This is a genomic window from Cytobacillus gottheilii (assembly GCF_018582665.1).
Classification (GTDB): Bacteria; Bacillota; Bacilli; order Bacillales; family Cytobacillaceae; genus Cytobacillus; species Cytobacillus gottheilii.
On the sequence record NZ_CP071709.1, the window covers coordinates 300,019 to 322,066 of the forward strand.

The 22,048-nt window shown below is 40.6% G+C and carries 20 protein-coding genes; 12 read left to right on the forward strand and 8 right to left on the reverse strand.

All coding sequences use genetic code 11. The features are described from left to right. Positions 1 to 50 precede the first annotated feature (50 nt). Together J1899_RS01625 and J1899_RS01630 are read left to right on the forward strand one after the other, a co-directional pair. Positions 51 to 833 carry a nucleotidyltransferase domain-containing protein gene (locus tag J1899_RS01625; RefSeq protein WP_214477084.1) on the forward strand — a complete coding sequence of 261 codons (783 nt, stop codon included), beginning with the start codon at positions 51 to 53 and terminating at the stop codon, positions 831 to 833. 216 nt (positions 834 to 1,049) lie between these two features. Then, the gene (locus tag J1899_RS01630; protein ID WP_214477086.1) at positions 1,050 to 1,925 is read left to right on the forward strand and encodes a cation diffusion facilitator family transporter; all 876 of its coding nucleotides are present in this window, start codon (positions 1,050 to 1,052) and stop codon (positions 1,923 to 1,925) included. A 102-nt stretch (positions 1,926 to 2,027) separates the two neighbouring features. Here J1899_RS01630 and ade read toward each other — a convergent pair whose 3' ends face one another. After that, positions 2,028 to 3,770, reverse strand: a complete 1,743-nt coding sequence (ade, locus tag J1899_RS01635; protein ID WP_214477088.1) for an adenine deaminase — start codon at positions 3,768 to 3,770, stop codon at positions 2,028 to 2,030. Between the two features lie 416 nt (positions 3,771 to 4,186). Between ade and J1899_RS01640 the strand changes: the two genes are divergently transcribed. After that, positions 4,187 to 5,065, forward strand: a complete 879-nt coding sequence (locus tag J1899_RS01640) for a helix-turn-helix transcriptional regulator (protein ID WP_214477090.1) — start codon at positions 4,187 to 4,189, stop codon at positions 5,063 to 5,065. A 73-nt stretch (positions 5,066 to 5,138) separates the two neighbouring features. Beyond that, the gene (locus tag J1899_RS01645) at positions 5,139 to 5,813 is read left to right on the forward strand and encodes a YqeB family protein (protein WP_214477092.1); all 675 of its coding nucleotides are present in this window, start codon (positions 5,139 to 5,141) and stop codon (positions 5,811 to 5,813) included. Between the two features lie 49 nt (positions 5,814 to 5,862). On the opposite strand, the gene J1899_RS01650 is transcribed toward J1899_RS01645, so the two are convergent. The 3 genes from J1899_RS01650 to J1899_RS01660 all read right to left on the reverse strand — a co-directional run bounded on the left by J1899_RS01650 (position 5,863) and on the right by J1899_RS01660 (position 9,292). Next, positions 5,863 to 7,440, reverse strand: a complete 1,578-nt coding sequence (locus J1899_RS01650; protein ID WP_214477095.1) for a Vga family ABC-F type ribosomal protection protein — start codon at positions 7,438 to 7,440, stop codon at positions 5,863 to 5,865. Between the two features lie 333 nt (positions 7,441 to 7,773). Then, on the reverse strand, positions 7,774 to 8,130 hold the full coding sequence (locus J1899_RS01655; protein WP_214477096.1) for a hypothetical protein: 357 nt from the start codon (positions 8,128 to 8,130) through the stop codon (positions 7,774 to 7,776). 112 nt (positions 8,131 to 8,242) lie between these two features. After that, positions 8,243 to 9,292, reverse strand: a complete 1,050-nt coding sequence (locus J1899_RS01660) for a lactonase family protein (RefSeq protein WP_214477098.1) — start codon at positions 9,290 to 9,292, stop codon at positions 8,243 to 8,245. Positions 9,293 to 9,604: 312 nt separating this feature from the next. On the opposite strand from J1899_RS01660, the gene J1899_RS01665 reads away from it, so the two are divergent. After that, the gene (locus J1899_RS01665; protein WP_214477100.1) at positions 9,605 to 11,332 is read left to right on the forward strand and encodes an ATP-binding protein; all 1,728 of its coding nucleotides are present in this window, start codon (positions 9,605 to 9,607) and stop codon (positions 11,330 to 11,332) included. Between the two features lie 70 nt (positions 11,333 to 11,402). On the opposite strand, the gene modB is transcribed toward J1899_RS01665, so the two are convergent. The 3 genes from modB to J1899_RS01680 form a co-directional block, all read right to left on the reverse strand. Then, positions 11,403 to 12,068, reverse strand: a complete 666-nt coding sequence (gene modB / locus J1899_RS01670; protein WP_214477102.1) for a molybdate ABC transporter permease subunit — start codon at positions 12,066 to 12,068, stop codon at positions 11,403 to 11,405. 1 nt (position 12,069) lies between these two features. Then, positions 12,070 to 12,852, reverse strand: a complete 783-nt coding sequence (gene modA / locus J1899_RS01675; RefSeq protein ID WP_214478720.1) for a molybdate ABC transporter substrate-binding protein — start codon at positions 12,850 to 12,852, stop codon at positions 12,070 to 12,072. Positions 12,853 to 13,076: 224 nt separating this feature from the next. Continuing rightward, the gene (locus J1899_RS01680; RefSeq protein WP_214477104.1) at positions 13,077 to 13,898 is read right to left on the reverse strand and encodes a formate/nitrite transporter family protein; all 822 of its coding nucleotides are present in this window, start codon (positions 13,896 to 13,898) and stop codon (positions 13,077 to 13,079) included. A 317-nt stretch (positions 13,899 to 14,215) separates the two neighbouring features. On the opposite strand from J1899_RS01680, the gene J1899_RS01685 reads away from it, so the two are divergent. Beyond that, entirely contained in the window at positions 14,216 to 15,061 is an 846-nt protein-coding gene (locus J1899_RS01685) for a VOC family protein (RefSeq protein ID WP_214477106.1), read from the forward strand. A 64-nt stretch (positions 15,062 to 15,125) separates the two neighbouring features. Beyond that, entirely contained in the window at positions 15,126 to 16,463 is a 1,338-nt protein-coding gene (gene dsdA, locus J1899_RS01690; RefSeq protein WP_214477108.1) for a D-serine ammonia-lyase, read from the forward strand. Between the two features lie 47 nt (positions 16,464 to 16,510). On the opposite strand, the gene J1899_RS01695 is transcribed toward dsdA, so the two are convergent. Further along, positions 16,511 to 17,245 carry a YflT domain-containing protein gene (locus J1899_RS01695; protein ID WP_214477110.1) on the reverse strand — a complete coding sequence of 245 codons (735 nt, stop codon included), beginning with the start codon at positions 17,243 to 17,245 and terminating at the stop codon, positions 16,511 to 16,513. A 100-nt stretch (positions 17,246 to 17,345) separates the two neighbouring features. On the opposite strand from J1899_RS01695, the gene J1899_RS01700 reads away from it, so the two are divergent. From J1899_RS01700 to J1899_RS01720, 5 genes are all read left to right on the forward strand, one after another. Further along, positions 17,346 to 18,533, forward strand: a complete 1,188-nt coding sequence (locus J1899_RS01700; protein WP_214477112.1) for an alanyl-tRNA editing protein — start codon at positions 17,346 to 17,348, stop codon at positions 18,531 to 18,533. A gap of 143 nt (positions 18,534 to 18,676) precedes the next feature. After that, positions 18,677 to 18,994, forward strand: a complete 318-nt coding sequence (locus J1899_RS01705) for a DUF3870 domain-containing protein (protein ID WP_214478721.1) — start codon at positions 18,677 to 18,679, stop codon at positions 18,992 to 18,994. A 326-nt stretch (positions 18,995 to 19,320) separates the two neighbouring features. Next, on the forward strand, positions 19,321 to 20,145 hold the full coding sequence (locus tag J1899_RS01710) for a M55 family metallopeptidase (RefSeq protein WP_214477114.1): 825 nt from the start codon (positions 19,321 to 19,323) through the stop codon (positions 20,143 to 20,145). 13 nt (positions 20,146 to 20,158) lie between these two features. Continuing rightward, the gene (locus J1899_RS01715) at positions 20,159 to 21,091 is read left to right on the forward strand and encodes an ABC transporter permease (RefSeq protein WP_214477116.1); all 933 of its coding nucleotides are present in this window, start codon (positions 20,159 to 20,161) and stop codon (positions 21,089 to 21,091) included. Continuing rightward, positions 21,091 to 22,044 (forward strand): ABC transporter permease, encoded by a 954-nt coding sequence (locus J1899_RS01720; protein WP_214477118.1) that lies wholly within the window; start codon positions 21,091 to 21,093, stop codon positions 22,042 to 22,044. The genes J1899_RS01715 and J1899_RS01720 overlap by 1 nt, the downstream gene beginning before the upstream one ends. Positions 22,045 to 22,048 lie beyond the last annotated feature (4 nt).

Here is a 22,048-nt window from a genome sequence, read left to right on the forward strand (position 1 = left end):
AAAATCTTGTAGTAAGTAGAAGATATAATTTACGAAAATGGAGAACCGAAATGCGAAGTGAAATAATAAGATATTTAAATAAGATTGAAGAAGATAATTTTGTGAAGATTATCTATGCATGCGAATCCGGCAGCCGAGTATGGGGGTATTCAGGTTCAAACAGTGATTATGATGTCCGGTTTGTTTATATACATCATCCAGATTACTACTTGAGCATAGATCCGATAGGGATTGGTGAGAAGCGGGATGTTATGGAGGAGACACCCCATCATCTGCTGGATTTTGTTGGCTGGGATCTGACAAAAGCGCTAAAGATGCTGCGGAAATCAAACCCATCCTTCTTGGAATGGCTGCATTCACCGACTGTTTACGTTGAAAAATTTGGGACTGCAGATGAGATGAGAGAGTGTACAAATACCATTTTGTCTCCTCAGACATGTCTCTTTCATTATATAAAAATGGCAGAAGGAAATTTGAAGAACGCTGTAAACAGAACAGACTTTCATCTGAAAAATTGGATCAATATACTTAGACCGCTGCTCGCTGCGAAGTGGATTGAAGAAAAGCAAACCTTTCCGCCTCTGAATGTCCAGCTCCAATTACAGGAGCTTAATCTAGGGGATGATCTGAATCAAATAGGGAGAAAATTACTTGCCAGAGATCAGGAAGGGTTTGAGAACAAGCTTTCATTATTTAGTGATTATGCGAAACAAGAGCTTTCGCGTTTGCTGACTGAAGCAAAAAAGAGAACAGCAAACCCTGGCAATTATACGGAGGATTTTAATGCCATTTTTAGAAAAACACTGAAAAAAGCTTGGAAAGAAGAGGTGTAAAAATAACATCTATGGAAATAATATTTTCTTATGGAAAGCAAAAAGATGGTCAAGCAATTTTAACTTTTCTTTCATAACATAATAAAGGAACAAGCCAAAAATACTGAACTACTTTTCCTTTCCTTACATTCGTAAAAGAAGGTAAAAGGGGGCCTTAGACGCCACTAACTACCTTCTGCTATGCCAATAATTGCATTTCGATTGGAGGAATAAATCATGAATGAAAGGAAGTACCAAAATTTAAAAAGGGGAGAAAGAGGGGCAATGATCAGTATAGCCGCTTATATTTGCCTATCTTCTCTCAAACTAATTGTCGGGATTATTTCTGGTTCTGAAGCATTAAAAGCAGATGGACTCAATAACGCAACTGATATCATTGCTTCCGTAGCCGTTCTTATTGGATTGAGAATTTCAAGGAAGCCTGCTGATAAAAATCATGCCTATGGTCATTGGAAGGCTGAAAATGTTGCCTCCTTAACAGCTTCCTTTATTATGATAACGGTCGGATTACAGGTGCTGATTGGCGCGGGAAATTCCTTATTAGAGGGAAAAAACGAAACGCCAGATATGATTGCTGCATGGACAGGAATTTTCAGTGCTGCTGTTATGTACTTTGTTTATCGATACAATAAAAAGCTGGCTGGAGAAATTGATAGCCAAGCTGTCCTGGCGGCATCAAAAGATAATATTTCAGATGCATGGGTCAGCATTGGAACAGCTGTCGGCATTATTGGCGCACAATTTGGTCTGGCATGGCTGGACCCGGTCACTGCTTTTATAGTCGGTTTCCTTATTTGCAGAACAGCATGGGAGATTTTCAGAGATGCTTCACATCAGCTTACAGATGGGTTCGATGAAAACGAGGTAAAAGAATATAAAGAATTAATCATGCAAGTTAATGGTGTTGAGGCTGTTAAGAATATTCGAGCCAGAAACTATGGAAATAATACGGTCGTTGATATTGTCATATTTGTTAAATCCCATCTCGACATTGGGCATGCCCATGATATATCTACTACTGTTGAAAACAAACTGATCGATGAATTTGAAGTATATGATGTGCATGTACATGTCGAACCGCTTCCGACATAACAAAGGGGATGATTCTCCTGGTTCAGTGCCTACAAAACAAAAGGGATATCCAATTCTCCATCAAGGAGAGACTGGATATCCCTTTATTCTTCAGCAGAAAATTTATTCTGCACTCCGGGCTGAAACGGAAAGATGCTGAAACGAGCGAACATCGAACAAGCCTTTGTCGGTCAGCTTAATCTCAGGTATGACAGGCAGAGCAAGAAAGCTTAACGTCAGGAACGGGTTGAAATGCTGCTGTCCGCTAATCTCTTTAAGGGCGCTGTTGATCTTCAGAAGTTTTTCATTTACCTCTTCATACGTTCCCTGGGACAGCAATCCTGAAATCGGCAGTTCAAGTTTTGCTAATACTTCTCCATCACATACGACAGTTAAGCCGCCCTGCATTTCGCTAATGACTTTAGATGCTAAAAGCATGTCTTCGTCAGAGGTGCCTGCAACCATTACATTATGGGAGTCATGGCTGACCGTTGTTGCAATGGCTCCTTTTTCTAAACAGAGTCCCTTGATAATTCCAAGACCAATATTACCAGTTTGATGATGTCTTTCAATAACAGCTAGCTTTAAAAGGTCTTCTTTTACAGATGGAACAAACAATGAAGAATTTGTGTCAACCTCAGTGATCAAGTGCTTCGTAATAATGCTGTTAGGAATAATTTCAATAACATTTGCCAAAGGGCCATCAAGTTTGATTTGAAGATCGTCTAGTGTTAAAGCCGGCAGTTTCACAGAATCTAATAATGCTTGTGGTGCAGGAAGTTTGTTTCCGTCTGGGAAATTGACAAGCTCTCCTTGAGCAGCAACACAAATACCGTCTTTGTAGACAGCTGAAATCGGCAGTTCTGTCAGGTTATCTGTCAGAATAAAATCAGCTTTATAGCCGGCTGCAATGGCTCCGTAGCCTTCAAGGCCAAAGCATTCAGCACTATTTAAAGATGCCATTTGAATGGCTGTAACTGGATCAATGCCTTCTTCGATCGCCATCCGAACAAGATGGTCAATTCCGCCTTCTGTGATTACATCGTCCAAATGTCTATCATCCGTTACGAATAGAAAGCGCCTTGAATTGCGGGTATTAACAGCCTTAATAACCTCTTTCAGTTCTTTCGCTGCAGTTCCCTCACGAATCATGATATACATTCCTTTGCGAAGCCTCTCGAGAGCTTCATCTGCTGTTGTACATTCATGATCGGTTGTAATTCCAGCTGCCATATATACATCAAGCTGGTTTCCCGTTAACCCAGCTGCATGTCCGTCTATTTTGCGATGAAGGTGATGGGCATCGGTGATTTTTTTCATTAACCCTTCATCTGTATTGAATACACCTGGGTAATTCATGACTTCTGCCAGTCCCAGCACTTTTGGATGATCATAAAAAGGAAGCAAATCCTCTGCGGAGAGCTCTGCACCTGAATGTTCAAATGGAGTTGCTGGCACGCAGGAAGGCAGCATAAAGTGGCAGTCAAAAGGGATATTCATGGCAGCGTCGAGCATAAATTGAATTCCTGCTTTTCCGGAAACATTCGCGATTTCATGAGGATCGCAAATGACACTTGTTACTCCGTGCAAAAGCTGGATTTTGGCGAATTCAATCGGTGTGACCATGGACGACTCTATATGTACGTGACCATCAATAAAGGAAGGGCTGAGGTACTTATTTTGTGCATCTAAGATGTTCTTTGCCTGATATTCTCCGCCAACCCCTGCGAAAATGCCATCAGCAATGGCTACATCTCCTGAGATAATCTCTCCGCTAAATACATTTACAATCCGCGCATTTTTGATGACTAGATCAGCAGGCTCTCTTCCACCGGCAACGGCAATTCTCCTTTGAATACGGTCCATATAAGTAAATCCTCCTTCTAAATGAATGATTATCGAAAATGTGTTTTACAAAAAAATTAAGCCTGAGTTAAGGCGGAACTTACTTTTGCTTAAGGTTAGAAATGTATGATGAAATGGATATAAACAGTCAGAGCAGACATTCCGCAAATGAGCCTGGAAAAAGTTTGCAATAGGTAACAAGCTGCAGACTTATACCTCCTGAGCTTGTCTTAAGAATATGTTATGTTCCATCACATGATATTTTTACTACTATATCATGAAATTAGAAGAAGTAAATTTTAAAGCAGCCATTCTCAAAATTTAAATTCAGTAGATAATAGCTGAAAAAGTAAGCAATCTGATAAACTTCGCAATAAAAATCAAAATTCAGAAAGCAGAATGAGATAAGCTAGTTTATGAGGGAGGCGGGAGAGATTGTGGATTATGAATGGGTTGTAAAAAAAGTCATTGCCTATATTGAAGAGCATCTGCATGAACCGATTACGATGGATGATATAGCAGAGGAAGCAGGTTTTTCAAAGTTTCACTTTCATCGAATTTTTCAAAGCAGCGTTAAAATGTCGATGACCGAATACATCAGGCAGCGCAGATTAGCGAATGCATCAGCAGCATTATTGTATTCAGATGAAAGAATTATAGACATTGCCTTTTATTATCAATTTGAATCACAGGAAGCATTTACGAGAGCATTCAAAAAGATGTATCAATTGCCGCCTGGACAATATAGAAAATTGATGAGAGATATGGTGAAAAACAAGGAGGAGTCTTCTATGGAAGAAAATCAATTAAAAGGCTGGTTTATCAGTGGTTCCGATCCATTCAGCTATGAAATGGGTGTTGATCATAAAGTTTTCCATCAAGGCAAGGCATCTGGCTACTTAAAATCAAAAACGGTACTGGATGATGCCCAGTTTGCGACCATGATGCAGCAATTTAAAGCAGATCGTTATATCGGAAAGCGGATTCGCTTATCTTGTTTTATTAAAACGGAAAATGTAAAAAGCTTCGCCAGTATGTGGATGCGTGTGGATGATCATACTTCAGACATGCTTCAATTCGATAATATGAGCAATCGCCCTATTACAGGTTCAACCAATTGGAGCCGATACTCCATCGTCTTAGATGTTCCAGAAAACAGTGCAGTTATCGCTTTTGGCATTATATTATCAGGGCAGGGGCAAGTATGGGCCGATCAATTTTCATTTCAGGAAGTTGACGAGAGTGTTGCGAGCACGAATCTTGAAATACAGGGACAAATGCAGGATGAACCAGTGAATCTATCATTTGAAGAATAAAATAGCTCATAATAAGCAGCTGCTGAATCGGCTGCTTGTTTATATCTCACATTATAGTAAAGGAGAGAATTTTGTGAAATACGAAACAGAATTGGGATTATCTGCTGTAGATAAAACGTTTCTGATCATTATCCCGCCAGTTATTGGTGCGCTCGTTGGCTGGTTTATTCCTGTTATTGCTGACTGGACAGCAAGAATTCCCATCATGCCTTTTGGAGCGGTGCTGGACTGGGTGGCCTCTTTGGAAGGCAGGTGGGTTTCAGCGGCAGCAGCGCTTCTAGGTATACTTGCGGGGATCATTTTTATAGTATATGTGTTTAATGAAACGTTAAAAATCAATGTTACAGATGCCAAAGTGAAGCTATGTATCCATAAGGTTGTGAAACAGATTGACAGGGATATGATTTCAGCCATTTATATGGATGGAAAGGATCTTGTCATTTTAAGTCATAAAGGAAAGGAAATCTTTCGGGAACAGTCAGAGTCAAAAAAAGAATGGGTTTCAAAAGTGTTTAGACAACATCTGTATCCATGGAAAGACCACGATCCATTCGCGAGCAGGTATCAGCGCTGGGTAGCTAACCATCCGCAGTTTCCGCAGGATGTCAATGCGCTGCTGTCCGCTAGGGAGAGAGCAATGCAGGAGGAGGAAGCAGAAGAGGCAAAAGTGCTTCGAAAGGATTTAGCTGAACTGGGAGTAGTTATTCATGATGAGAATAAACGGCAATATGTGAGAATGATTGGCTAATCGGAAAGATAAATGAAAAAGCAGCCGAAAGATTGGCTGCTTCTTTTTATCATTTCTTTTTATTTTCCAATTCTCTTTTTTCTCTTAAAAGCTTTTGAAATTCTGCATCAAGCTCAGGTGATGGTTCTATGCTGAGGCGAGATAATATTTCAGATATTTTTGTTCCTAGGACGAGCAGCTGATCTTCGGATGTGTCACGTGAATTCTTTGGTGTGTCATTTTTATAGCTGTCATAATGACCGTCATAGATTAAAAGGCTGCCATCCTTTAGTTCAAATATTCTTTGTGCCACTTTAGAAATAAATCTGCGGTCATGCGAGACAAAAATAACAGTGCCTTCAAACTCAGCTAAAAGTGTCTCAAGCGCTTCAACGGCATCAATATCTAGATAGTTGGTCGGTTCATCTAAAATAAATGTATTCATGTTACTGACAAACGATTTGGCCAATGCAACCTTTACACGTTCTCCGCCGCTCAGCACGCCGGCTAATTTATAAACATCTTCACTGTAAAAGTGAAGGCGAGCTAAAACCGTGCGCACAAATGATTCATCTTGAACAGAGGTCGACTTGACGTTTTCCAGAATGGATTGGTTTAAATCAAGCACATCCAGGTTTTGACTAAAATATCCGAGTTTAGCTGAAGGAGACACGGTAATTCCATCACTGCCATGAACCAATTTCTTCAAGAGTGTCGTTTTTCCTGCACCGTTCGCTCCAATTATAGCGACTTTATCTCCGCCCTTAATATGAAAGGATTTTTTCGACCAGAGCTTACGTGATTCGAATGCTCCTTCAATGTTTTCGGCACGGATAATGATTTTATTTTTAAAAGAACGCTCATTAGGAAGAACCATTTTAATCGGTGTCTGCTCCTTTAATTTTTCTACTGTTTCGAGCTTATCCAGTCGTGTTTCAATGGACTTTGCCGTTTTCTGCATCTTTTTCTGCTTCTTGGCGAAATAGGGCTTGGCTCCTGTAATGCTCGCTTCAGAGAGACTCACATTTTTGGGTTTTTTCGTTGCTCTGTCCGCACGCTTCATTTTTTCCTCTAAAGCATTTTCAAGCTGGCGCTTTTTTTGTATATATTTCTCATAATCACGTTCGTGCTCAAGTCTTTCCAGCTCTTTCTGCTGTACATAGTCAGAGTAGTTCCCTTTATATTCTTTTACCCTTCCATCGCTTACTTCCCAAATTGTTGTGCAAAGGGCGTCTAGGAAGGCGCGGTCATGTGAGACGATGATAAAAGCTCCCTGCCAATGACGCAGTAATTTTTCCAGCCATTCGACGTGTGATGTATCCAAATTTGTTGTCGGTTCATCAGCTAATAAAAGTTCAGGATTCTGCAGCATGGCTTCTTTAATATATTCCTGTGTTACTTCGCCGCCGCTTTTGGTTGTATCTGTTTTTTTGATTTGCGGCAGAAGAACAGGAGAGGAAAACAAATGGATATCCCCGCTGTCTGGTTTGCGTTTTTCTGCTAATACCTCTAGTAAAGTAGTTTTCCCGCTTCCGTTTTTGCCAACAATGCCGATCCTGTCTTTGCTGTGAAGCTGCAAGTGTTCAACATCAATAATTAACCGATCTTTTATAAAAACCTTTAAATGATTTGCTTCAAGCAATTTCATTCAATCATCCCCATTCCTTCATACTGGAGGAGACAAAAAAGCCTCCTATCCGGATTCAGAATAGGAGGCACAGGTGTACGCCAAAAAAGAGACTGCTCCCTTTTTTCTAACGTTTGCCGAATCAAGCCAATCCTATTCTGAAAACGTTGTTTTAAAGGCAGGACAGAAGAGAGCATAAATATGCCCAGTGTATCCAATAGCCTTATAAACGTGTTTTCGAAAAATAGGATTATAACTTCATGTCAGCAGGTTCACCCTTCCGTTTTTAATTAATTTAACAATACGGGAATGGATATTATTTGTCAATAGACTCATACATGAGAAAATGTCCTGTTATTCAATTCTATATCTTATATATTCATAATGAGAGGTGGGAACACTTTGAATGATTTGGTTGTTATGATCTCGATACACTTCGTATTGCCGATGAGTTTCAACTAAATACCCATCTTCAATTGTTTCACTTTCATATTTTAATTCGATCTCAGGAGTTAATCCGGCCAATGGATGGCTGTCTTCATTAGCAGAGACAGTGACATCGTCTTCTTCAGAGCTCTCATTAACAACAGGTATTTGCGGATAATCATATTGCTCATTAAATGCTCCATCCTCTATGGAATAAGCAGTTTCATAGTAAGCGATGATCAATATGATTGCGGCAGCCCCGAGCAGCGGCATTAAACGTTTCAATGTAGATGTCCCCCTTTTTTCTTATCTATATAAAATATATGCATGTCCGTTTATGAAAGAACCGAAGTTCCATCAAAAAAAGACACCGAATAAAGGTGTCTTGTGGGGATCATTATTTTACATGCAAAAACTTCACACAAACAGGATCAGGTACTGCAACATCTTTTTGAAGAAGAGTAAGCTTTCCAGTTTCAGCATCCCGGCTGTAAAGGGAAAGGCTGCTGGAATTTTGATTGCTGGCAACAACGAATTTTTCGCTTGGGTCGAGAACAAAGTCACGCGGCCATTCTCCGTTTGTAGAAGTATGTTCAACAAACGTTAATGTATTTGTATTTTCATCAATCGCAAAGACAGCAATACTGTCATGGCCTCGATTGGCCGCGTATACGAAGCGGGTGTCAGAGGACAAATGGATCGCACTGCCTTGATTGTTCTCCGTAAAACCTTGAGGAATCGTTTTAATGGCTTGCAGCTGTGTAAAAGAACCATCTTCAGCATTATAGCTTAGCACAACAACCTCAGAACTAAATTCGGTCATCACATAAGCAATTTTGCCATTCGCATGGAAGACAAGATGTCGCGGACCGCTTCCAGGTGTGAATGTGAAGACGGACTTCTTTGATAATTTCCCTTCTTGTACCTCATAGGTGATAAGTTCATCTGTACCAAGGTCTACTGCTGCTGCATATTTTCCGTCAGGTGTCATCCCTGCGTAATGGGTATGTGCCTTCTCTTGTCTGCTGTCAGGGCCAGAACCTTTATGCTCCATAATAGAGCTTACAGGCTGAAGGGATCCGTCGTTATTTGTTAAGTAAGATTCAACTGTTCCTTTATGGTAGTTTGCTGTCAGAACAAGGTTTAAAGCTTCATCAATGCTCACATGACAAGGAGGTGAACCTGCAGAAGTTTGGCTGTTTATAAGTTGTAAGCTGAGGTCATTCTCATCTATTGAATAAGCAGCTACCCCGCCATCTTCGTTATCCTTAATCACAGAATACAAGTGCCTGTTATCTTCTGAGATCGATAAGTAAGTTGGATTGCCTAATTCAGCTGCTGCTTCAATATTGTCTAGCTTCTTTAATTCAGTATCCAGGGTGAATTTATATATTCCTTTGCTCTCCCCTTTTGTATATGTACCAATATATCCAGCGTATTTTGCCATCTTATTAAACCCTCCTATATATAATATGGTTTCTTCATTCTATGTTAGCATGTTCAAATTAATTGTGAAAATAATTGTGTTTCCCATACTAAAGACGGCAGATTGCACTCTTAATAGTTCAGTGATATAGTTTTTAACAGATTATTGGTATATATGGCATCAACTAGCCTATGCCCTTATGTAAAAAAATGATTAAAATAGGGGGTGATTCCCCGATTTATGTCACTAACATAGTAGAATAGAATGATCTTAACCTGAAGCCAAATTTAGAAAGCGTACCAAGGCGCACATATTACTGAAAGGAGGAGTATAGTGGAGTTTATCTTACTTTTACTTGTTTCAGCCATTCCATTAATCATTTCCATTGCCGTACTTTTTACACCCAAAACACATATAACGATTGCGATGGCTGTGTTTCTCTTTCTGCTTTCTTCCTGGCAAATGGATGTTTCGATACTGTATGCGAACGGTGTATTATCGTTAGAAACCATTGATCTACTTTTTCGTATTCTTAGAGGCGGATCGATCTTCCTCATGCCAATGATGTATTATTTCTGTTATCATCTTGTCCAAGAAACACCCTCCTTAAGTCATATGAAGGGTTTATGTAATAAATTCATCTTATATATAATGATTGGATTTAGTACAATTGTTTATCTCTTTAATTTTACAGAAGCCGGCATTGAAACATATAACTTGGTTCATGCTGAAGGGATCTCCCCTTCGCATTGGATGCCCGTGTATGGACCTTTAAATAGTTTGTTTATTATCAATACTTTCTTTATATTTATTAATACTTCACTGCTTTCAATCCTATCGCTGCAAATAAAGATTAAAGTCTATAGAAGTTTTTATTTAAAATTGATGATAGCGGCTATGTTTATTTTGTTTAATGGAATTATGAGTGGTTTTTCATTTTTTCCTTTGTTTTTCTCCAGTTTTAATTCGATTATTGCGGCGATCATTTTATTTTTCGGTTTCTTTCAAATGCAATCTTCTAAAATTCATTCAATGAACAAAGAACTGATCCGCCAAAGTGATTTGCTGGAAGCGATTATGAATATTAATCCTAATTATTTGCTTGTTACGAGCGGGAAAAATAACATTGTTAAAGTGAATGACTCTTTCTGCGAACTTTTCAGCTTTAAAGTGAACGATTTAATAGGGTTTAAGTTTTCAGATTTTCCAGAGGTTAAAGAAATACTGGATTCAAATCCTGAACAGCCTAGTAAACATATGGATGCAAAAGGGAGAATCAGGTATATAAGCTGGGGCACAAGAGAGCTTCAGCAAAGTAAAACAGAAATCTATCAGATCTACTTTGGAATTGATATTACCGAACAGAAACGTCATGAACAAGTATTATTATCATCAGAAAAATTAAAAGTTATAGGAGAAATGGCCGCTAGCGTAGCCCATGAAATTCGCAATCCATTAACGACGATAAGAGGTTTTATTCAATTAATAAAGGAAAATAATTCTGACTCGAATTATGAAAATATTCTTCTGGATGAGATTGATCGTATTAATGAAGTGTTAAAGGAATTGCTAATTTTAAGCAAGCCTGAGGCTCGGGAACAGGGACAAGCTGGGGAGATTGAAGTATATGTCAGAGATGAAATCCGCAGCATCCATATGCTTTTCCACGCTCTTGCTTTGGAGCAAAATAAAAACATCTATATTGATGACCGGCTCAAACAAGATTGTTATATTAAAATAGATAAATCTCATTTTAAACAAGTCATCATCAATATTTTAAAGAATAGCCTGGAGGCAATCTCTAAAGGCGGCAAAATTAAAATGATCATGGATGAACGGGATGGAAAAGTGCGGATTCGGATTATTGATAATGGGGAAGGAATCAATAAACAAAGGCTGTCCAGAATTGGTGAGCCTTACTATACGAGCAAGGAAAAGGGTACGGGCATTGGCCTTACAATCTGTTTTAAGCTTATGAAAGAGAACAGCGGGGAAATGACGGTGAAAAGCAAAGAAGGCTGTGGAACTTCTGTTACAATCCTGCTTCCTTCCCATAAATAAATTTTTGTAAAATAAAATCTGCTGCAGATGATAGCATTAAAAAGAACATGTCTGATCACTATTAGAGGGGTCAGACATGTTCTTTTTTTAACAGGTGAATAAACAAAAGCATGATAAATGACAGTCCAACCATGCAGGCGACCCAAAGATAAGCCGTTTTCATATTGCCCGCATCAATCGCTAAGTAGATGGCTGTCGATGTCGTCTGTGTTTTTCCGGGGATATTTCCTGCAAACATAAGTGTTGCCCCAAATTCACCCAGAGCTCTGGCAAAACTTAATATCGCACCTGTCATAAGCGCTTTACTGGCAAGGGGAACGGAAACATTAAAGAAAAGACGGAATTCACCAGCTCCATCTACTCTTGCAGCTCCCTCAATATCAGAATCAATCCCTTCAAATCCAGCTTTAGCTGATTGATACATAAGAGGAAACGAAACCACAACCGCGGAGATCACCGCAGCCCACCATGTGAAAATAAGAGGCTGATCAAACAAAAACTCAATAAATTGCCCTGCCGGACTATTTCGCCCGAAAAACAAGATCAGTAAAAAGCCGATGACAGTTGGAGGAAGAACAAGCGGCAATAGAAAAAGAGTTTCGATGACAATCTGACCTTTAAATCTTTTTCGGGCTAAAACCTTTGCAAATATCGTCCCTAAGATGATAACAATCACACTGGAAACGGCAGCAATTTCAATGGATAGCCTGACTGGTGACCAAAAATCGATAGACATATTAATTCAAACCTTTAAATCCATATTTTTTAAAAATCGCCATGGCTTTCTCGCTTTGGAGATAGTCATAGAATAATTTAGCTTCCTCTTGATGATCCGATTCTTTTAAAATGCCAACAGGATATATGATATCTTCGTGTGTGCCTTTAGGAGCAGAAGCAATTACTGCAACATCTTCAGAAATAGACGCGTCAGTACGATACACAATCCCAGCATCTACATTCCCTGATTCCACATAGGTTAGGACTTGCCGAACATCCTTTGCGTAGATAATATTTCCTTCTATTTTGTCCCATATGCCCATATTTGTTAAAGCCTCCTGCGCATAGTTGCCGGCGGGCACCGATTCAGGAGTACCAATTGATATCGTATCTAATGACATGATATCCTCGAACCTGTTGACATTAGAGGCAGCATCTTTAGAAACGATCAGTGCTAAATCATTGCCAATCAGGTTTTTTCCCTTTTCAATCAGTCCCTCATCAGCAAGTATCTGGTACTTGTCCATTGCTGCAGAAAAAAACAGGTCTGCTGGTGCACCTTGAGAAATTTGCTGCTGTAGTGAACCTGAGCCGCCAAAATTAAAAGTGACCGTAATAGCAGAATGGTCCTTCTCAAATTCTGTTTTCACGTCATTTAAAGCATTTTGTAGGCTGGCGGCTGCCGAAATCGTCAACTCTGCTTCTGCCTGCTCTTGATCACTGCCTTGTTGATTCCCGGAACAAGCTGCTGCAAAGAAACAGGATAACAAAACAACCGCAAACAATCCGATCCTTTTTCTCATCGCTGTCTTTCCCTTCACTAACATTCATTATTACCACCCATTATAACGTATTTACCGAACGAGGGGGACGGTTCTTGATGCTCCTTGTGAATCAATTCTTCTTCGTTTGTGTCAATTTAAAGAAGGTATAGGCAATTTAAAAGCCGATTCCACTTTTATTCGGGAACCGGCTCTTAATAAAAGGAAGATGTTATTCTTCTGCTGACTCTAACTAAGCAAATGATTCATGAAGCATCATGCTGTTTGATTCTCTCTGTATGACGAACCTGCAAAGGCTCTCTTTTTGATTTATAGGCCATCCAATACGCAAAGCCGATAAAGATTGAACCGCCAACTGCATTGCCTAAATAAACAGGGATGAAATTTTCGATATAGATTGCCCATGAAAGGTGTCCGGCAAAAATGGCAGCTGGAATGACAAACATGTTAGCAACGACATGCTGGAATCCAATCGCAACAAAGGCCATGGTCGGAAACCAGATTCCAAGTATTTTACCTGTTGTGTCTTTGGCGCCATAAGATAGCCAAACGGCAGCCGCCACTAGCCAGTTGCAGCCGATTCCGGAGATAAAAGCAGGCAGGAACTCAGCCTCTACTTTATGTTCAGCAATGCTAACCGTTTTTTCAAGAAATACGCCGCTCTCGGTCAGCCCGGCAATATGACCGAAAAAGTAAGCCACGAACAATGCGCCAGCGAAATTGCTGACAGTTACTAGTCCCCAGTTCTTTGCAACAGAAGCGAGCGATACTTTCTTTGCCATATTAGCGAGAGGAAGAACCATCATATTTCCGGTGAGCAGCTCACCGCCGGCAATTAATGTTAGGATCAGACCAATTGGAAAGAGAGCGGCACCCAAAAATGAGCTGATTCCAGCTAGTTCGCCGGCTAATGGTGCAGTCACACGAATATAAAGCAGATAGCCCAGCGCGATGAATGCGCCAGCTTGAAATCCCAAAATCAGTGTTTTTATAATGGGGTAATCTGCTTTTTTCACACCCATATCAACTGAATAACTTGCAATTTCATCTGGTTTATAAAAAGACATATCGGAAAACCTCCGGTAATAAGTGAAATGCTGTGAAGTACATCACATATACCTATATTTTAATGCAATGATTTCCAAAATGATGTGAACGTTTTAGCACTGTTTGTAAAACGCTTACATTAAAAACTATAACGGCAGAGAAAACATAAATTGCGTATTAAAGGCAATAGAACATGAAAAATATGTGATTGTACTTAAAGCAGTCAAAGTTATTTTTATCACATAGGAAACGTTTTAAGAGCCTGCATATTGACATTGGTTAATTTCAAAAATATAATTACTTACATAAAGTAAGTGAATGTAAAGGAGAAAATAATATGAAATTTCACGAGGCTCCACATGTCTATGTTAGCCAAGTTCAATTAAAGGTTCAGGATTTGCAAAGATCACTGGCATTCTATCAGGACATTCTAGGTTTAAAAGTTATAGAGAAATCGGAGCAAACCGTTAGTTTGTCTGCTGATGGCAAGACAGGGCTTATTACATTAACTCAGCCAACCACCATTTTCCCAAAGCAAAACAGAACAACAGGTTTGTATCACTTTGCACTCCTTCTTCCAGAGCGCAGAGACCTGGCAGCCGTTATTCGTCATTTAATCAGTACGGGTTATCCGCTGCAAGGGGCATCTGATCATCTAGTCAGTGAAGCCCTTTACTTAGCTGATCCAGATGGAAATGGAATTGAAATTTATCGTGATCGTTCATCAGAAGGCTGGGAGTGGAAAGATGGAGAGGTTGTCATGGCAACAAATGCCATGGATGTAGAAGGTGTTTTATCAGAATGGGATGGAGCATCTTGGAGCGGTCTGCCTGCTGGAACGATCATGGGGCATATTCATCTGCACGTCTCTGAATTCCATAAGACCAAAGAGTTTTATTTGGAAGGTCTTGGATTTGAAACGGTTTGTACTTATGGAGGGCAGGCACTTTTCATTTCGACAGGTGAATATCATCATCATATCGGGTTAAATACTTGGAATGGGATTGGAGCTCCAGCTCCGCGTGAAGATCATGCCGGAATGGAATCTTTTACACTCGTATTCCCGAATGAAGAGGAACGGAAAGCTGCTGTTAAGAGGCTAAAAATGCTTGGAGCAGCAGTAGCTGAAGTGAATGGACAATATACTGTAAAAGACCCTTCTGGCACAAAGCTTAATTTTTAACCTTGCCCGCACAGGTTTTCTCATTGTATGTTAGTAGCAAAATGAGCGCCTTGGAGGGGAAAATATGGATGATATCACTATTGCTGCTCTTGAAAGTAAGTATCCACTGATAAAGGATCTACGTGCATATAAAGAAACAGCTTGGGAGAACCTCAATTATCGAAACGAGCTGCCGGAAGATCTTTGGCTGGAGGATATTGAAGATGCAGAAAAAAGGTTACGAAGATTTGCCCCATTTATAGAAAAGGTTTTTCCAGACAGCAGAGAGAGCGGAGGCATAATAGAGTCTCCTCTTATTAAGGTGGAAAACATGGCAAATGAATTGGCTGATTCTTTTGGCATAAGGATACCAGGTGAGCTGCTATTAAAATGTGACAGTCATTTGCCAATCTCTGGTTCGATAAAAGCTCGGGGCGGCATTTACGAGGTGCTGAAGCATGCGGAAGATCTTGCACTGAAGTATCAATTGCTAAACCAACATGACAATTATGAGGTATTTGCAAGTGCAGCTTTTAGACAATTTTTTTCACAGTATAGCATTGCCGTTGGATCTACCGGAAATTTAGGACTGAGTATTGGAATTATGGGGGCAGAGCTGGGCTTTAATGTATATGTTCATATGTCAGCTGATGCGAAGCAATGGAAAAAGGATTTGCTGCGGACAAAAGGTGCCAGCGTTATTGAGCATAGTGGTGATTTCAGTGAAGCGGTCGCTACAGGACGGGCACAGGCGGAGCGAGATGATCATATGTACTTTGTTGATGACGAAGATTCCAAGCATCTATTTCTTGGATATGCGACTGCTGCACTTCGGCTGAAAAAACAGCTGGATCACCAAGGAATTGCTGTTGATCATGAGCACCCTCTTTTTGTTTATCTTCCATGTGGAGTAGGGGGAGGACCTGGTGGTGTTACTTTTGGACTGAAAAAAGTTTTCGGCGAGCATGCACACTGCTTTTTTGTAGAACCAGTTCATTCTCCCTGCATGCTTCTCGGTTTATTGACAGGACTTGACGATCACATTTCTGTACAGGATATTGGTCTTGATAATAAAACGGCAGCAGACGGACTTGCTGTCGGGCGGCCATCCGGCTTAGTGGCACGAGCAATCAAATATGCTGTCAGCGGCATCTTTACGGTATCAGATGACAGGCTATTTGCTCTCCTATACCAGTTGGCGAAGCATGAGAATTTTTATCTGGAACCATCAGCATTGGCTGGATTTAGTGGTTACCTCCAATTGCAGGAAAACGACTCGTACTTCAGAAAGCAGGGCATGCAGCATGTTATGCAGAACGCAACGCATATTGTATGGGCAACAGGCGGTTCTATGGTGCCGGAGAGTGAAAAAAAGGGATATTATTTAACAGGGAAGCAGGTTTATGATATGGGGTATAAGTAACAAAAAGGCTTGGAATGAGTTAATCATTCCAAGCCTTTTTACCATACTTAATCTTTAAATGGATTATCTTCTCGTGCATTAAACTTTGGCAGTCTTCCATCCCTAGTTCCAATTTCATCGGCATATCCGCTAGGGTAGTTTTCTGGATCAGCGTTCATTTTTTCATTTAAAGGACGGTTAGGATCAATATTTACATCTGGGACTGGAGCTGTTGGGTCATCTGGTGCATAGCTTCTATTATCCAATTCTCCTGGATTTAATGGATCCTCATCAGCTCTGCGTGCAGATAGATCCGAGTTTGAATCATTGCGCAAATTATAGCCAGTATTGAGATCATCTGTTTCTGAATGTGGTTCAACAATAACAAGGATATTTCCTTCTTTCACATCACTTTCATAACGATTTGCCTCATCTTCTGGAATACCCATGCCAATTAAGGCTCCAGCAATAGAACCAGCTCCTGCACCGACAGCAGCTCCAGCTAAAGCGGTTGCTATTGGTCCTGCTGCAACAATCGGTCCAATTCCAGGAATCGCCAGGGCACCGACCCCAGCCAGAATACCGGTTAGTCCTCCTAATACGCCTCCTGTAGCTGCGCCAGTTGCTAAACCTTGTTCAGCCTTTGTACCTGTTTCTTTCGTTACTTCATCCAAGTTAGCTCTGTTGCGGCTGATTACAGAAATATCTTCCGAGCGATAGCCATCTGCTCTTAAGCGTTCTACTGCATCAATCGCCTCTCGTTCAGTTTTATATGATCCAACTACTTTTTTATTCGTTGACATATTTTATAACCTCCTTGGGCTTGTATATAATGTACATACCCCCTGTGTATAAGAAATAGGCAGGTAAAATTTACCGAAATGTTTGGGAAAGGAAGATTTGATGGAGAAGCTTTATTATCAGGATCCGTATATAAAAGAATTCAAAGCACAGTTATTACACCAAAATACTGATGAACAAGGTAATTTATATGCTGTTCTTAATCAAACAGCATTTTATCCGACGGGCGGCGGCCAGCCGCATGATACGGGAACACTAAGTGGTGTAGAGGTTGTGGCGGTAGAAGATGTGGATGATGAGATACGTCATTATATAAAAATGCCATTGCCACAAGGAGAAATAGAGGGAAGGATTGATTGGTCCCGCCGGCTGGATCATATGCAGCAGCATACAGGACAGCATGTTTTATCAGCCGCATTTGCAGAGCTTTTTAACTACCAGACTGTAAGTTTTCATCTCGGCAAGGAAATCTGCACCATTGATATTCATACAAATGCTCTAGGGGAGGATGAGGCTACAGCTGCAGAGGCTCTTGCAAATGAAATTGTTTTTGAAAATCGGCCAATAGAGACGAAGTGGATCAGTGCTGCAGAGATTACTCAATATCCGCTCCGCAAGCAGCCTTCTGTAACGGAAAATATTCGCCTTGTCATTATTCCCGATTTTGATTATAACGGCTGTGGCGGTACCCACCCTTCATCAACTGGACAAGTATCTTCTATTAAAATATTGGATTGGGAAAAACAAAAACAAAATATCCGAGTTCAATTTGTATGCGGAAATCGTGTACTAAAACAGCTTCATGAAAAGCATAAGGTGATGAAGCAGCTGACAGCCGCATTAAATGCGCCGCAGGAAGATGTTGCAGATGCTGCAATGCGTATAATCCAAGATGCTAAAATACTGGAGAAGAATGTGGAGAATAAAAATGAGCAATTATTATTCTTTGAAGCGAAGGAATTGCTGAACCAGCATAAAACCGAGGATAACGTACAAGCTGTTTTTAACGATCGCTCCATTAAAGAATTACAAACATTAGCACGTAAAATAACAGAGCTAGCAGATGACTCGGTGGTTATATTAGTTAATGAGCTAGAGGATAAGCTTCAGTTTGTTTGTGCAAGCGGAAACGGCTCGGGTGCCAATATGAAGAAGCTTGCGAAGGAATTGCTAAGCAGCATTAATGGCAAAGGTGGCGGAAATGAATCTTTTGCTCAAGGCGGAGGTCCAAAGGGTATGTCAGGTGAAGAATTACTTCAAATAGCGAGGCAGATATTATCGGATAATTGATAAAATATTTAGAAAAATCTATCAAAAGCATTGTCAAAGCGAAATATGTGTATTACAATTCTGTTATAGGTCATGCATTATAATGAATGTTTATGCTCTCGCATAAATACCTCATATAATATCCGTGATCAGGAGGAGTAATGATGTTTCCAGATAATTCAATTTACATAGTTGGAGAAAGCAAGACATCCACTAATAATGCAATTACACAGCAATATAACGGTTTTTTTATTGCTCTTGTTGTCAATCGGGACAGTGGTGAAATTTTGGATGCTGAGTGTACTTCTACAATCGACATCACATCCAACTTTGTGAAAGCGATGTTTACATCCAAATACATTACAGATCTCGACTTTTTATTAGAGCAAATTGAATCTAGGTATTTTGGCTCGTCCCAAAAAGCGCTCATGGTTGCATTTAAAAATGCAAATATTAAATACTTGCAAATAACGAATAAATAGCTGCTTCTTCTGCTTACACAGATGAAATCCAGCTGTCAGAGGAAATAGATATCCACTCTGGCAGCTGGATTTTTTTGGTCTCTGTCTGCGTCTAACGACTTGCCAATCGGCGAGTTTTCTTTGCACTTCCTGGTGGGATCACTGGGGAACGAAGAAGAAAATTCGAGGTAGTGCCCCAGTGAGAAGGAAGTATAAGAGCAACTACGCCTCTGTCTGCGTCTAACGACTTGCCAATCGGCGAGTTTTCTTTATATTCATTGGGTTTTTGTCATATAATCTAACAATTTATGAAATGGGTTTGGTAGAGAGAGAAGGGGGTTTTGGATTTGAAGTTTTATATTTCAGTAGATATGGAAGGCATTACGGGTTTGGCGGATTATACGCATGTGGATTCATCCCGGCATAATTACGAGCGCGCGCGGATTTTAATGACAGATGAAGCAAATTATGTGGTAACTGAAGCGTTTCAGCAAGGCTGTAAAGAGGTGCTGGTGAATGACAGTCATTCGAAGATGAATAACCTCCTGATTGAAAGACTGCACCCGGAAGCAACTGTGAATGTGGGTGATGTAAAACCTTTTTCAATGGTACAAGGTTTGGATTCCTCATTTAGCGGAGCTGCATTTTTAGGCTATCATGCACGGGCATCGATGAAAGGTGCGATGTCTCATTCAATGATTTTTGGTGTGAGGCATATGTACATAAACGATATGGCCATTGGAGAAATGGGCTTTAATGCTCTAGTGGCAGGTTATCATGGGGTTCCGGTCCTCTTAGTAGCAGGAGATGACCAGGCGGCATTAGAAGCAGAGAAGCTCATTCCAAATGTCACTACCGCCATCGTCAAAAAAACAATCTCCAGGTCAGCGGTTCAATCGCTCACACCGGCAAAAGCAGGTGAACTGTTAAGGAAAAAAACAAAAGAAGCATTAGCAAATAGGGAAAATGTAAAGCCGCTTGTGCCCCCTTCCAATCCAGTTCTTCGCATTGAATTTGCCAATTACGGGCAAGCCGAATGGGCAGCATTAATGCCTGGTACGGAAATTGAAGAAGGAACAACCATTGTTAAATTTCAAGCAAAGGACATTCTTGAAGCCTATCGTGCCATGCTCGTTATGACAGAGCTAGCGATGCAAACATCATTCTGTTAGGGGGGATCGGGATTTGGCCAAGTATATACTAAAACGTCTCATCGCTATGGTAATTACACTTTGGTTCATTATTACTTTGACGTTCTTTTTAATGCACTCCATTCCTGGTTCGCCTTTCAATGAGGAACGTGCAACAAGTGAAGCTGTTCAGGAAAATCTTGAGAAATTCTATCAGCTGGACCAGCCATTAATTGTTCAATATGGAAACTACCTCAAATCGGTGGTGACGTTTGACTTTGGTCCTTCAATAAAAAAATCATCACAAACCGTTAATGAGATGTTAGGCAGAGGGTTTCCGATTTCCTTTGAGCTTGGCATTGTCACACTGATAGTTGCTGTAATATCAGGAATTACCCTTGGTGTCATTGCCGCTCTCCGCCACAATGGCTTTCTCGATTATTTGGCGATGACGATAGCCGTTTTGGGTATATCCATCCCGAACTTTGTATTGGCTACGATGCTCATTCAGCAGCTTGCTGTTAATTTTCCGATCTTTCCAGTGGCAACCTGGTCAAGCACGATGCATATGGTACTGCCTACATTCGCCTTAGCAACAGGACCGATGGCGATCATCGCCCGCTTAACCAGATCGAGTATGCTGGAAGTTTTAACACAGGATTATATTCGAACAGCTAAAGCAAAGGGATTATCCCCAGTGAAAATTATTTTTAAGCATGCATTAAGGAATGCCTTGCTTCCGGTGGTAACCATTCTTGGATCACTTGCAGCAAGTATTTTAACTGGAACCTTTGTCATTGAAAAAATCTTTGCCATCCCTGGAATGGGCAAGTATTTTGTCGAAAGCATTAACCAGCGTGACTATCCTGTGATTATGGGGACCACTGTCTTTTATAGTTCTATCCTGATCATCATGCTTTTCTTAGTCGATATTGCTTACGGCATTCTTGATCCGCGCATTAAGCTGCATAAAAAGGAGGGGATTTGATGGAATTGCGGAAGCAGCAAGATCCAAACATAGCACATGAAATTCCCGATGAATGGTTTACCCCAAAAAATAAGGATGAAAGAGCAGCGGAAGCAGTCGTCCGTCCTAGTCTCTCTTATTGGAAAGATGCGTGGCGCAGATTGCTGAAAAACAAGCTGGCCATGGCAGGGAGCTTATTTTTAGTGATGTTAGCGATTATGGCCATTATTGGGCCGATGATTTCTCCGCATGGTGTCTCACAGGGGAATTTAGTAAATCAGAATCTGCCGCCTTCATCTGAATACTGGTTTGGAACAGATGAGCTTGGCCGCGATATTTTTGCTAGAACATGGTATGGAGCAAGGATCTCCCTTTTCGTTGGAATCGTTGCTGCTTTAATTGATTTTATAATAGGCGTTATTTATGGAGGTGTTTCCGGTTATAAAGGCGGAAGAACCGATCATCTTATGATGCGCTTTATAGAAGTCTTATATGGATTGCCATATTTGCTTGTTGTCATTCTCATTAGTGTCGTGATGGGACCAGGCTTGTTCACCATTATTTTCGCTTTGTCTGTTACAGGCTGGGTTGGGATGGCTCGAATTGTCAGGGGACAGGTATTGCAGCTGAAAAATCATGAATTTGTGCTCGCTTCAAAAACATTTGGCACAAAAACGCCGAGAATCATCCGAAAAAACCTGCTTCCAAATACAATGGGCCCCATCATTGTTCAAATGACTTTGACGGTTCCATCCGCCATTTTTGCTGAAGCATTTCTTAGCTTTCTAGGTCTGGGCATACAGCCGCCATTAGCAAGCTGGGGTTCTATGGCAAATGATGGATTGTCATCCATTTTATCTGGACACTGGTGGCGGTTATTTTTCCCGGCATTATTTATTTCTTTAACCATGTTTTCATTCAATGTGCTTGGTGATGGGCTCCGGGATGCTCTCGATCCAAGGCTGAGGGGGTAGACAG